The following is a 13,327-nucleotide window of genomic DNA, read 5'->3' on the forward strand; positions in this document are numbered from 1 at the left end:
GCTCAGGCCGCCTTCTTCTTGGCCGTGATCAGCTTGCGGTTGATCAAGACCTCCGCGATCTGGATCGCGTTCAGCGCCGCGCCCTTGCGCAGGTTGTCGGACACGCACCAGAAGGCGAGACCGTTCTCGACCGTGCCGTCCTCGCGGATGCGGCTGATATAGGTCGCGTCCTCGCCGGCCGCCTCGTAGGGCGTCACGTAGCCGCCCGGCTCGTGCTTGTCGATGACGAGGCAGCCCGGCGCGTTGCGCAGGATGTTGCGGGCCTCGTCCGCCGTGATCGGATTCTCGAACTCGACATTGACGGCTTCGGAGTGGCCGACGAACACCGGCACGCGCACGCAGGTCGCGGTCAGCTTGATCTTCGGATCCAAGATCTTCTTGGTCTCCATCATCATCTTCCACTCTTCCTTGGTGAAGCCGTCTTCCATGAAGACGTCGATCTGCGGAATGACGTTGAAGGCGATGCGCTTGGGGAACTTCTTATTGACCAGCTCGTCATTGGTGTAGACGGCCTTGGTCTGCGAGAACAATTCGTCCATCGCATCCTTGCCGGCGCCGGACACCGACTGATAGGTCGACACCACGACGCGCGTGATCTTCGCCTTGTCGTGCAGCGGCTTCAGCGCGACGACGAGCTGCGCCGTCGAGCAGTTCGGGTTGGCGATGATGTTCTTCTTGTTGAAGCCGGCGGCGGCGTCGGCATTCACCTCCGGCACGATCAGCGGCACGTCGGGATCCATGCGCCAGGCCGACGAGTTGTCGATCACGACCGCGCCGGCGGCGCCGATCTTGGGCGACCACTCCTTCGACACCGAACCACCGGCCGACATCAGGCAGATGTCGACGTCGGCAAAATCGTAGTGCTCGAGCGCTTTGACCTTCAGGGTGCGGTCGCCATAGGACACCTCGACGCCGACGCTGCGGCGTGACGCCAGCGCCACGACCTCGTCCGCCGGAAACTGGCGCTCATCGAGAATATTGAGCATTTCCCGTCCGACATTGCCGGTCGCGCCGACCACTGCGACTTTGTAACCCATCATTCACTCTCCGAAGAAATATGGCCGATCGCGCAACCAGGCGGAAACGGAAGCGGCAGCGCTTCTATGCGAGAAACGTCCCTGACACAACGTTACCACGATGTCTCGCATTCGATGCAGTCCGATTCGGCCAGAACAGCCGCAGCGCCCCGATCCGCGTCCGTCCTGCAGGGGCTCCAGAGCTTCGCGGACGAGGTCTGCGGCACATTTGCGCGCCTGTTCGCCTATGTGGGGGCTCTGGCGCTGATCGCCATGCTCGGCGTGGCCGGCTGGAACCATCTCGACGGCGGCGATGACACGTCGCCCGGCCGCGCCGGCTGGACCTTGGCCGACGGCGCCGTGCCGGCGTTCTCGCTCCGTCTCGCCGACCAGCCCGACAGGACCGCCACCTACACCGTGCTCATCCATCCCGAAGGCGGCCGCAAGGACGTGTTGCGCTGGGGCGAACCCGCCGATCGCCCGGCCGCCGAACTGGAAGTCTACCGGCTCGGCGTGGAGCGCGATGCGCGCCACGACCCGCGCGCCGATCTCGCCCTCCGGATGGGACAGGGCACCGCCACCGAGCTCGAGACCGCCGGCGTGATCGACAGCCGGTTCGGACCGGTCAGCCTGGTGCGGCGGGCTGGGGCTCCCGAGGGCGCCGGAGCCTGCCTCGGCTTTCTCAAGACCATCGCCGAGCCGAGCTTGCGGATCTCCGGCTGGTCGTGCCAGGGCGTGACGATGCCGGCGCGCCGCGCCATGGTCGGCTGCATGCTCAACCGGCTGACCCTGCTGGCGCCCGACCAGAACCGGGCCCTGAGCCAGCTTTTCATGGGGACCGATCAGCGGCGCGGCGGCTGCGACGAACCCGCCATCGCCAGCGGCAGCGGCGATTGGGTGACTTCGACCGCCAATCCGAGGCTGCGCGGCGCGCTGTGAATGTCCGCCTGCGTCCGGATGTTGCTGGGCGTGACCGCGCCCCATTCGGGCGTCCACATCGGCAGCCAAGTGACGGATTTTGATGCAACTTTCCCGCCACAGCGGGAATTTATCTTCGGTGCGGCCGCGGGAATGACCTTGTGATGCCACAGCCGACCCAGATATTGTGCGGGCCAAATCATGCGCATGGCGAGCGCCCGCCCCTTTTGGCGCGAGGAAGAGGACGTGATGATCGAATTTCCTGCTGCGACCCGGGTCATGGCCTTGGCGGTGATCGCCGCGACGGGCCTTGCCGTCACGTCTCTTGCCGCCACCTCGGCGGATGCCGCCACCACCAAGCGCCGTGCCGTTGCCGTCACCAACAACGGCAATCCGAACTATTCCTACCAGTCCGGCCCGCGCACCCGCATCTACATCACCCGCCGCTCGTTCCTCGACGGCGGCACCGAGGTGCTTCCGGGCGACCGCAAGTTCTCGGACTATGCGTTCCCGCCGGCTGTCGGCTACCCGTCGTTCGCGCGCGAGAATCTGAACCGGCCGATCGACCGCCAGCCGCTGATGGCGCCGTCCGATCTCGGCGGCTACCCGACCCGGATTCCGATCCCCTACTGAGGGCGGCCGCATCGTCAGATCATCAAGGCCGGGCCCCGCCCGGCTTTTTGCTGTTTTGCCGCGCTGACGTTCCATCGCGTCGTCATCGATCATGAGCTGGTCACTGCTCGATTTCGAACGTGTGAGACGACCGTTCGGAGACATGGCTGACACATCGCTACACGCCGATGGAGGCCAGCCTGCACCCACCCCTCAGTGTCATCCCGGCGAACGCCGGGATCCATAACCACCGGCCGGCATGACCGCCCGTTCTCATCGCTCCAGCGTGCCTCACACCCATGTCGGGGAGTCTGGGTCCCGGCGTTCGCCGGGACGACACCGGAATTTTCGGCACGACTGGCCATCCTCGCACCCGCTTTCGCGTCCGAGTCTTTGCTCGTCTGATCGCCCTCTCCTTGCAGAGGGCGCAGGGAAGGCCGGGCCTCGGCTGAGGCCCGTGGCCCCCGTGCGGAAAAAGTGCACGGGGCAGGAACCACAGGTACAGCCGGCATGACCCGGCCTTCCCTGCGCGATGGTCTTCACGCTTATGTGCGCTCTCCCCGGTGTCCGGCCTGTTAGCCACCGTCGCCTTCGGGATCATCGCCCGACGACTTGGCGCCAGCATCGGGGCGCCAGGACCACGCAGCTTCACGTCCGCAAGAGCCTCGTTCGTCCGCATGCCCCTAGGACATGCTGCGAGCCCTCGCGGCCACCGCATTCCCGCCTCGCGCCTCGTGACGATCGCGAAACGCCCCTCGCAAGCGAAGCGGGATGGAGGGAGAAGACCATGGATTCTGGAAAAACGAAAGTGAAATTTTTGACGGAGTCCGACTGATCGAGCGGACGAGATTGAAATCGCGGGCGAAATAAGTTCTTCGCCGCGAAGGGAATAGAGCCACGGGACGACCGGCAACCTCCGTCAATCGCCATCGATCGCACCCGAGAGCTGATCCGATTTGCCCGACGAGCAGTCGCGACAAGCAAGCGTGCGAGTTGGCTACTCCGTCATGCCCGGACTTGTCCCGGGCATCCACGTCCTTCCCGGGATGCCTCGCGACGTGGATGGCCGGGACGAGCCCGGCCATGACGACGCGGAGATGGACCGCCACAAACTCAGATCATCATATGCGATCATCCGGCCCGACCTCGCACCCGTCTCAATCGTACAGCACCGCCGCGATCTTCGGATCGGTGATGTTGGACTTGTCGTACCAGTAGAAGCCGGTGTCGGTGACCTTCGGCAGCTTCTCGCCCTTCAACGCCTTGACCGCTGACTCCACGGTGCAGCTGCCGATGCCGATCGGATTTTGCGTGATCGCGCCCGCCATCTCGCCCGAGGTGATCGCCGCCTTCTGCTGCTTGCCGGAATCGTAGCCGATCACGACGATCTTCTTCTTCATCTCCTTGACGCCGTTCAGCACGCCGATCGCGGAGCCCTCGTTGGCGCCGAAGATGCCCTTGAGGTTCGGATTGGCCTGCAGGATCGACTTGGTGATCTCGGTCGACTTCAACTGATCGCCGCCGCCATACTGCACGCTGACGATCTTGATGTTCGGATGCTTGTCCTTGATGCGCTTCAGGAAGCCGTCGCGACGATCGATGCCGGTGCGGCTGGTCTGGTCGTGCACGACGACAGCGACGTCGCCGGCATCCCCGATCATGTCCGCCATCTTGTCGGCGGCGAGGCCGGCCGCGGCGAGGTTGTCGGTGGTGCAGGTCGTCAACGGAATGTCGCTGTCGACGCCGGAGTCGAAGGCGATCACCGGGATCTTGCCCGCATCGGCCTTCTTCAGCAGCGGAATCGCTGCCTTGGAATCGAGCGCGGCGAAGCCGATCGCCTGCGGCTTCTTGGCGAGCGCCGCCGAGAGCATGTCGATCTGCTTGTCGACCATGGCCTCGGTCTCCGGCCCCTCGAAGGTGATCTTGACGTTGGCGGCCTTCGCGGCCTGCTCGGCGCCGAGCTTCACGGCCTGCCAGAACTGGTGCTGGAAGCCCTTGGAGACAAGGGGGATGTAGACATCGTCGGCGCGCGCGCTCGCGGACACTCCCGCGACCATGACGGCGCCGAGCGCGACGCCGAGGAGATGCTTGCTCAACATTGGTGTTTCCTCTGCTCTCTTCAGTGACCTTATCGTTACATTGATGATCGTGGTCGTGGCCGCTCGCTGTCGGCGGGCAGCGCAATCTTCAGCGCGACGTCGTAGCGGTGCTGGTAGCTGGTCCTCCTTGAAGGGTCAGGCGCGGTTTCGGCGCAGCATGTCGGCGTAGACGGCGAGAATGATGATGATGCCGGTGACGACGAACTGCCATTCCTGGGCCACCGACAGGATTCGCAGCCCGTTGGTCAGCACGCTCATGATGAAGGCGCCGATGATGGTGCCGAGGATGGTGCCGGTACCGCCGCTCAGCGACGTCCCGCCGATGACGACGGCGGCGATCGCATCGAGCTCATAGCCCTGGCCGAGTGCCGGCTGCGCGGAGTTGATGCGCGAGGCGAGCAGTAGCCCGGCCACGCCGCAGATGGCGCCGCCGAGGCCATAGATGACGATCTTCCAGCGGTCGACATTGACGCCGGACAGCCGCACCGCCTCCTCGTTGCTGCCGATCGCGAAGGTGTAGCGGCCGAGCGCGGTGCGGTTGAGAACGACGGCCGCCAGCACCGCCATCACGAACAGGATCAGGGCCGCGTTGGGAATCGGCAGGGCAGGAACGACAGTGCCGAGCAGCGAGTCCTGCGAGATCATCGAGAAATTCTCGGTGTTGCTGAAATAGATCGGCTTGCTGCCGGAGACGACCAGCGCCAGCCCCTTCAGCACCAGCATCATGCCGAGCGTCGCGATGAACGGCGGCACCTTCATCTTGGTGATGACCGTGCCCGACACGGCGCCTGACAGCGCGCCGGTGGCGATGGCCGCGACGATGCCCGTCCACATCGGCAGCTCCCAATAGGTGAGGAACACACCCGCCATCACGGCGCAGAAGGTCATCAGCGTGCCGACCGACAAGTCGATGCCGGCGGTGATGATCACGAAGGTCGAGGCGATCGCCAGCACGCCGTTGACCGCGGTCGCCTGCAGGATGTTGATCATGTTGTCGGTCTGCATGAAGGCCGGCGAGGCGAAGCTGAAATAGACCAGCAGCAGCACCAGGCTCGCGAAGGCCAGCAGCTTCTGCAGCGCCGCAGGTCCGAGCAGCCGGCGCCGCAGCGCGGCCATCGCACCGGACCCGGGCGCCGCGAGACTGTCCTTGTGGTCCTTGACCAATGCCGGGTCGCTCATGCCGTCAGCCTGCCTTCATGGTTTCGCGCTGCGTGGCCAGCTGCATGATCCGCTCCTGCGTGGCCTCGTCCGGCGACAGCTCGCCGGTGATGCGGCCCTCGCACATCACGACGATGCGATCGCTCATCCTGATCACCTCGGGAAGCTCCGACGAGATCATCACAATCGCCTTGCCCTGGTCGGCCAGCGAGCGGAGCAGGCGGTAGATCTCGTTCTTGGCGCCGATGTCGATGCCGCGGGTCGGCTCGTCGAAGAACAGGATGTCGCAATCACGATCGAGCCATTTGGCGATCACGATCTTCTGCTGGTTGCCGCCGGAAAGCAGGCGAACCTGCTGCGACACCGAAGGCGTGCGGATGTTCAGCATCCGGATGAAGCGGCCAGCGGTGTCGCGGATCGCGCGCTTCCTGAGCACGAACTTCATTGCAAGGTAGTTCGCGAGGTTCGACATCACGACGTTGGATTCGACGTCCATGCCGGTGGCGAGGCCGAAGCGCTTGCGGTCCTCGGAGAGATAGCCGATGCCGTGGGCGACCGCATGCGCCGGCGAGCGGATCGTCACCTTGCGATTGTCGACGAGAATATCCCCGGACGGAACGGCGTCGGCGCCGAAGATCGCGCGCGCGACCTCGGTGCGGCCGGCGCCCATCAGTCCAGCAAAGCCGAGGATTTCGCCCTTGCGCAAGGTGAAGCTGACGTCGCGGACCAGCGGCCCGCAATTCAGCCTGCGCACCTCGAGCGCGATCTCGCCGGCCGGCGCCGTGCCCGCCACGCGCGCATCGCTCAGGCTGCGCCCGACCATCATGCCGATGATGGTCTCGATCGTGGTGCTCTCGGCCGGCACCGTCGCGACATACTCGCCGTCGCGCAGCACGGTGACGCGATCGGCGATCTGCTTCAGCTCGTCCATCTTGTGGGAGATGTAGACGATGCCGACGCCGCGTGCCTTCAAGGCGCGGATCATCTTGAACAGCTCGGCGATCTCGCGATTGTTCAGCGCGGCGGTCGGCTCGTCCATGATCAGGACGCGCGAGTTGAAGGACAGCGCCTTGGCGATCTCCACCATCTGCTGCCTGGCCACCGTCAGCCCGCCGACTGTCGTGCGCGGGTCGATCGACAGATTGAGCTGGGCAAGCAGCTCGGCCGCCTGCCGGTTGAGCCTGTCCTCGTCCAGCAGCAGCCCGAACGCCTTCATCGGCTCGCGCCCGATGAAGATGTTCTGCGCCACCGTGAGGTGGTTCATCAGCTGCAGCTCCTGATGAATGATCCCGATGCCGGCGGCCTGCGCCTCGCGCGGGCTCGGAAAATCGACGCTCGCGCCGTCGTAGATGATCTCGCCGGAGTCCTTGCGGTAGACGCCGGCCAGGATCTTCATCAAGGTCGACTTGCCGGCGCCGTTCTCGCCCATCACGGCATGGACCTCGCCTGCGCGCAGCTCGAACCTGATATTGTGCAGCGCCCGGACGCCGGGGAAGCTCTTGCACAGGCCATGAACGGAGATGAGCGGCGCGCTCATGCGTCAGCGCATGTGGTGAGGGAGGTCGCGTACAATCGCCACGGGGCGATGGTCGCGACATTGGCGGCGACACCATGCACGGCGAGCGACATATCGCATCGCAAGCGCGATCACATTCATCCTCCCCGGCCTTCGCACGCATCATGTCGAACGCGTACGAGACCGCGTCCATTCAATGGCGCGGCGTTGTGGTCAGGCTATTCGTCCGGGGATGAAAGTCTATAGGTAAAATCGACAGGCCTTGCGATGCGCATGCAGGACGCGACCGCGGAATAGCGACGACGCGCCCGGTGGCGAGATCGAACACGTCGTGCGTTGGATTTGCGCGATCTCGACAACGACGGTGAGCCCCCCTCCCCCTTGCGGGGAGGGGTCGGGGGTGGGGATCCCCGGGCGATGCTCTCTGATGAGTTCGTTTTGAGACGAGCGATAGAGGTGCTTCGGATGAAACGCCTCGAGGTCGATAATGAACAGGACGGTCTGGGCAAGGTGAGATGGTGCACACGGCCGTGTCGCTGGGTGGGGACCCCCACCCCCAACCCCTCCCCGCAAGGGGGAGGGGAGTGCACCTTCGGCGCGGCGGAACCTCGGCTCCGCCTACGCCGTGAGCTTCTCCAGCTCCTTGATGATCGCCTCGCCCATCTGCGTGGTCGACGCCGGCGTCGAGCCTTCCGCCTTGATGTCGGCGGTGCGCAGGCCTGACGCCAGCACGGCGGCGATGGCGGCGTCGAGCTTGTCGGCGAGCGCGCCCATGTCGAAGGAGTAGCGCAGCGCCATGCCGAACGACGTCAGCATCGCGATCGGGTTGGCGAGACCCTTGCCGGCAATGTCCGGCGCCGAGCCGTGCACCGGCTCGTACAGCGCGCGGCGCTTGTGGGTCTTGGCGTCGACCTCGCCGAGCGAAGCCGACGGCAGCATGCCGAGCGAGCCGGTCAGCATCGCCGCGATGTCCGACAGCATGTCGCCGAACAGATTGTCGGTGACGATGACGTCGAACATCTTCGGATATTTCACCAGGTTCATGCCGCCGGAATCGGCGAGCTGATGCTCGAGCGTGACGTCCTTGTATTCGCGGTTGTGAACCGCCGTGACGACCTCGTTCCAGAGCACGCCCGACTTCATGACGTTGCGCTTCTCCATCGACGTCACCTTGTTGCGGCGCTTGCGCGCGAGGTCGAAGGCCACGCGGGCGATGCGCTCGATCTCATAGGTGTCGTAGACCTGGGTATCGACGGCGCGCTTCTGGCCGTTGCCGAGATCGGTGATGGTCTTGGGCTCGCCGAAATACACGCCGCCGGTGAGCTCGCGCACAATCATGATGTCGAGCCCCTCGACGATCTCGCGCTTCAGGCTGGAGGCATCGGCGAGCGCCGGGTAGCACACGGCGGGGCGCAGATTGGCGAACAGGCCGAGATCCTTGCGCAGGCGCAAGAGGCCCGCCTCGGGGCGGAGCTCGTAGGGAACGCCATCCCATTTCGGGCCGCCGACGGCGCCGAAGATGATGGCGTCCGCAGCCTTCGCCTTGGCCATGTCGGCCTCGGAGATCGACGCGCCATGGGCGTCATAGGCGGCGCCGCCGACCAGGCCGTCCTCGGTCTCGAACGAGGCCAGGCCCTTGGCGTTGAGCCAGCCGATCAGCCGCTTCACCTCCGCCATCACTTCGGGGCCGATGCCGTCGCCGGGCAGCAAAAGGAGCTTGTGGGTCGCCATGGTCGTTGTCCTCGCGGGGCTTGTCATGCCCGGGCGTTGCGCGGGCATCCAGCATTCTTGGCCGGATTGCCGGCCAAACCGGCAATGACGGGAACGAAAATCCGCGCGGAGTGCTAAAGCCCTCCTGCACGGTTGGCAAGCCACCATTGCCGCCGCACGTCTTCTGGACCGGCGCGCCGAGCTGCTATGTTCTCCAGGATCGCCGCTAGAGAGCATGGACTGCCGGACGATCGCTGCGCCGGAGCATGTCTTGCTGAATCCCACGCCCGATCCGCCTCCGGCCCATCCGGCGCGGCTCAACCTGACGCTCTCGCTCGGCCCCATCGTCGGCCTCGGCATCGGCCGCTTCGCCTATGCGCTGGTGCTGCCGGACATGCGCGACTCGCTGCACTGGTCGTACTCGGCCGCGGGTTTCATGAACACCGTGAACGCCGCCGGCTATCGCGGGTTTCATGAACACCGTGAACGCCGCCGGCTATCTGATCGGCGCGCTGATCGCGTCGCGTCTGATCGGCCGAATCGGCGCACCGGCGACGGTGCGTGGCGGAACCCTGGCGGCGCTGGCCTCGCTCGCGGTCTGCGCCCTGACCGGCGACTTCGTCGCGCTCAGCCTGGCGCGGCTGATCACCGGCATCGGCGCGGGCGTCGCCTTCGTCGCGGGCGGCACGCTGGCGGCGCGGATCGCGCAATCGCGGCCGGCCCAGGCGAGCTTCATCCTCAGCCTGTTCTATGCCGGACCGCCGCTCGGCATCGTCGCCTCCGGCCTGGTGGCGCCGTTCGTGCTGCAGGCGTTCGGGCCTGGCTCGTGGTGGATCGTCTGGCTGGCGCTGACCGCGCTTGGCTGCGTGCTGATCCTGCCGCTGCTGCTGACGCCGATCCCGGCGATGGCGGCCGTGCCCGGCGGCGGCGCAGCCCCGGTCTCGCTGCGGCCGATGGCGATCTATCTGTTCGGCTACTTCCTCTATGGCGCCGGCTACATCGCCTATCTCACCTTCATGATCGCCTATGTCCGCGACCTCGGCGGCGGCGCCGCCGCCCAGTCCGCGTTCTGGTGCCTGATCGGGCTGGCCGGCTTCACCACGCCGTGGGTGTGGCGCCGCGTGCTGGCGCTGGATCGCGGCGGTATGCCGGCCGCGATCATCCTCACCATCAACGCCATCGGCGCCGCGCTGCCGGCGCTCAGCCATTCGCCAGCCATGCTGGCGCTGTCGGCCGCGATCTTCGGCGTCGCCTTCTCCACCGTCACCACGGCAACCACCGCGTTCGTGCGCTTCAACCTGCCGCAGGCGGCGTGGTCGCGCGCGATCGCGGCCCTGACCATCGTGTTCGGCATCGGCCAGACGTTGGGTCCGTTCGTGGTCGGGGCGATCACCGATGCGATGGGCAGCCTGACCTATGCGCTGAATGTGTCGGCGGCGCTGTTGCTGTTGGGCGCTGTGATGGCGGCGATGCAGGGGAAGTTGAGAGAGTTTGATCGCAGCACAATCAAGTAGGGCCAGCCACTACTCTCCACTTGTCTCAAGCCTCCAAGCCATCATTTGGCTGGAGCATACAAGAACTTCACTATTACAACGCCCATAGCGACGATCTGAAGAAAGCTTTCACCAAAGACGATTGGAAGGAACCACTTGTATTCCATAAAGTTCAACCACCCAAAACCAATTCCAAGTGTAATGAAACCCTCAAGAACCAATAGCGCCGATATCCATGCTAGCAACCATGCAGACCACCGCCCACGTAATTTGAAGAACTGCTCTCGGCCGTCCAAGTCAATTTTTTCCGACCTAGCCTGATTAGCAGAGTCGTTATACGAAACGGGCGCCTCCGATGAAGCGCCCGTGATTTGCCGTTTTATCGTCGCGACGTCAGGCGGCCTTGTATTTTGACTCATAAGCTTTCCGGAACCGGATCACGTCTTCTGAAACGTTGAAAAGCCGAGCCAGCTCAGCGTTGCTGGCAATCTTGCTATACTTCTCGAGAAATGCCGCCGGCACCAGCAGATGTGCAGCAAATGCATTTGCCTCCTGCTCTAGAGGGTCGCGCTCTAATCCGATTGGCGCCCTCAAGAGAACCTTGTATTCTTCAGGATGCTTCAGAAAAAGATCGCGATGCAAGAGCGCGTGGCCTAGCTCGTGAGCGATTGTAAAGGTTTGACGGCGCGCTGGCTCGTCCTTGTTGACGAAAATGGTCGAGCCACCGAGGTCAAGAAAACCCGACACATCCGAGATATCGCCTCCACTAAAGTCGGCGAAAAGAACCTTGAGACCATAGCTCTGCGCGATCTCGATTGGAGAGACCGGAGGTTCCGAGATAAAGTTGGCGCGCAGAACTTCTCTCGCCTTGGCCATTACCAAGCGATAGTCCGGAGCCATTCTCCCCAAATGATCGTGAAAAGAACTTACCATTTTTGATTGCGACTCCGTATTCGTACGGGGCTCGCCCGAGCCTTAAGATATCATTCCAAGGTGAAAAGTCCACCCCCTTAGAGGGTAACGCATTGAAATACCTAAAGTTCTTCCATCTCGATTGAGACAATTATCCAATGTTCGCAAGAGCATAGCGCTTGCCAGCTGCCAGAAGAAAATGGAGCCCCTCGCGGCGAAGCGGCGGCCTCAGACTCACCACCAAAGCACTCGGGCCGTACGAACACATGCCGCGCAACGTTCACCCTGCCTCAACTCCCGCTGAACGAATTGTACCCATGGTCTTCCCAATAGCCGCCCTTGTAGTCGTTGGTGACTTCCATCGCGACGACGTATTTCGGGTTCTTGAAGCCGAGCTTGGTGGGGACGCGGATCTTCATCGGGTAGCCGTAGGCGCGCGGCAGGATCTGGTCGGCGAACTTGAAGGTCATCTGGGTCTGCGGATGCAGCGCGGTACGCATGTCCAAAGGCGAGTTGTAGCCGTCCTTGTCGGCGCAGTTGAACCAGACATATTTCGCACGCGTGTCCGCGCCGATCAGCTTGAGGAAGTCGCGCAGCGGCGTGCCGGTCCAGGAGCCGATCGCGCTCCAGCCCTCGACGCAGATGTGGCGCGTGATCTGCGTCACCTGGGGCAGCGCATGCAGCTCATCCAGCGTCCACGACTTCTTGTTGTCGACGAGGCCGCGCACCTCGAGCTTCCAGTCGGCGGCGTCGATCTCCGGCGCCTCGTCGAGCGTGTAGTAGGCATTGAACGGGAACGGCTTGGTGATCGCGCTCTCCGGGAAGGTCGGCGCCAGCGCATCCGGGTTGAACATCCAGGCCTGCACCGCGTCGTTGAACTTCGAGACCTTCTTGAGCAGCTCCTCGGCGGTGTCGCCGTCGACGACGTCGCAGCCGGCGAGCAAGGTCAGCGCGCCGAGGCTGGCGCCACCGGTGATGAAGCGGCGCCGCGTGAGGTCGGGCATCACCTTCAGCGAGTCCTTGATCAGGAGCCGCTTGTCGACGCCGGGAATGAGGAACGGACGTTTCGCCATGGCTGTCTCTCCTCTTAGCGGCCGATGATCATCGCGCGCAGGCTCTTCGGCACCAGCAGCGCGAGCAGGATATGGATCACCAGGAAGGCGCAGATCAGCGCCATGCAGACGAAATGGACGTAGCGCGCCGCCGGATAGTCGCCGAACAGGCTCACCAGCCAGTGCAGCTGCACCGGCTTCCACATCGACAGGCCCGTGAGCACGACGACGATGCCGACGCAGATGATGCCGAGATAGAGCAGCTTCTGCACCGCGTTGTAGACGGTGAGGTCGTCATGGGCGAGCTTGAAGGTCAGCGCGGCCTTGAGGTCGGCGATGACGGACGCCGGCGAGATCGGCAGCAGCTTGCGGCGGAACCGGCCGGTAGCGAGACCGGTGACGAGATAGGCAAGGCCGTTCAGCATCAGCAGCCACATCGCCGCGAAGTGCCACAGCAGCGCGCCGCCGAGCCAACCGCCGAGCGTGAAGCTGCGGTCGAAGCGGAAGTCGAACAGCGGCGAGGCGTTGTAGATTTGCCAGCCCGACATAATCATCATGATCATCGCGACGGCGTTGATCCAATGCATGACGCGCACCCAGGCCGGCTGAATGACTTTGGTCGCGACTGCGGTTGCAGGCCCCTCGGTCGCCGCGAGGGTCGAGGGGGCGCTGGTGGTGGCGCTCGTCATGGCGGTCGGCTCCGTCGCTTGCATTTACGTCGCTTGCATTCGTCACGCCAAGTATACGCCGGCTCGGCGGGCTCCGTTACACCCGCGGCGCCGATCAAAACGATAGGCAGAATCGATCGCGTTCACAAAAAAGCGAGCCGGGGTGGCCCGGC

The 13,327-nt window shown here is 64.3% G+C and carries 10 protein-coding genes and 1 pseudogene; 3 read left to right on the plus strand and 8 right to left on the minus strand.

The window, feature by feature from the left end; translation table 11 throughout:
* Positions 1-2 precede the first annotated feature (2 nt).
* A complete protein-coding gene (locus QX124_RS18415; protein WP_315740740.1) occupies positions 3-1,037 on the minus strand; it encodes an aspartate-semialdehyde dehydrogenase in 1,035 nt (344 codons plus the stop codon).
* A gap of 114 nt (positions 1,038-1,151) precedes the next feature.
* On the opposite strand from QX124_RS18415, the gene QX124_RS18420 reads away from it, so the two are divergent.
* Positions 1,152-1,955 carry a hypothetical protein gene (locus QX124_RS18420; RefSeq protein WP_315797897.1) on the plus strand — a complete coding sequence of 268 codons (804 nt, stop codon included), beginning with the start codon at positions 1,152-1,154 and terminating at the stop codon, positions 1,953-1,955.
* A gap of 228 nt (positions 1,956-2,183) precedes the next feature.
* Positions 2,184-2,567, plus strand: coding sequence for a hypothetical protein (locus tag QX124_RS18425; protein WP_315740669.1), 384 nt, complete (start codon positions 2,184-2,186; stop codon positions 2,565-2,567).
* Positions 2,568-3,703: 1,136 nt separating this feature from the next.
* Here the strand turns inward: QX124_RS18425 and QX124_RS18430 are convergent.
* From QX124_RS18430 to leuB, 4 genes are all read right to left on the minus strand, one after another.
* On the minus strand, positions 3,704-4,645 hold the full coding sequence (locus tag QX124_RS18430) for an ABC transporter substrate-binding protein (RefSeq protein WP_315797898.1): 942 nt from the start codon (positions 4,643-4,645) through the stop codon (positions 3,704-3,706).
* Positions 4,646-4,780: 135 nt separating this feature from the next.
* Positions 4,781-5,824: an ABC transporter permease gene (locus QX124_RS18435; RefSeq protein ID WP_315797899.1), complete on the minus strand. Its 1,044-nt coding sequence runs from the start codon at positions 5,822-5,824 to the stop codon at positions 4,781-4,783.
* A gap of 4 nt (positions 5,825-5,828) precedes the next feature.
* Positions 5,829-7,340 carry a sugar ABC transporter ATP-binding protein gene (locus QX124_RS18440; protein ID WP_315797900.1) on the minus strand — a complete coding sequence of 504 codons (1,512 nt, stop codon included), beginning with the start codon at positions 7,338-7,340 and terminating at the stop codon, positions 5,829-5,831.
* Between the two features lie 597 nt (positions 7,341-7,937).
* Positions 7,938-9,050 carry a 3-isopropylmalate dehydrogenase gene (gene leuB, locus QX124_RS18445; RefSeq protein WP_315797901.1) on the minus strand — a complete coding sequence of 371 codons (1,113 nt, stop codon included), beginning with the start codon at positions 9,048-9,050 and terminating at the stop codon, positions 7,938-7,940.
* Positions 9,051-9,264: 214 nt separating this feature from the next.
* On the opposite strand from leuB, the pseudogene QX124_RS18450 reads away from it, so the two are divergent.
* Positions 9,265-10,543, plus strand: a pseudogene (locus QX124_RS18450) (YbfB/YjiJ family MFS transporter).
* 372 nt (positions 10,544-10,915) lie between these two features.
* Here QX124_RS18450 and QX124_RS18455 read toward each other — a convergent pair.
* The 3 genes from QX124_RS18455 to QX124_RS18465 form a co-directional block, all read right to left on the minus strand.
* Positions 10,916-11,422: an ImmA/IrrE family metallo-endopeptidase gene (locus QX124_RS18455; RefSeq protein WP_315797902.1), complete on the minus strand. Its 507-nt coding sequence runs from the start codon at positions 11,420-11,422 to the stop codon at positions 10,916-10,918.
* Positions 11,423-11,724: 302 nt separating this feature from the next.
* Positions 11,725-12,507, minus strand: coding sequence for a molybdopterin-dependent oxidoreductase (locus tag QX124_RS18460; protein ID WP_315797903.1), 783 nt, complete (start codon positions 12,505-12,507; stop codon positions 11,725-11,727).
* A gap of 14 nt (positions 12,508-12,521) precedes the next feature.
* Positions 12,522-13,175 (minus strand): cytochrome b/b6 domain-containing protein, encoded by a 654-nt coding sequence (locus QX124_RS18465; protein ID WP_315781706.1) that lies wholly within the window; start codon positions 13,173-13,175, stop codon positions 12,522-12,524.
* Positions 13,176-13,327 lie beyond the last annotated feature (152 nt).

Source organism: Bradyrhizobium sp. SZCCHNRI3043 (assembly GCF_032377735.1).
Taxonomy (GTDB): domain Bacteria; phylum Pseudomonadota; class Alphaproteobacteria; order Rhizobiales; family Xanthobacteraceae; genus Bradyrhizobium.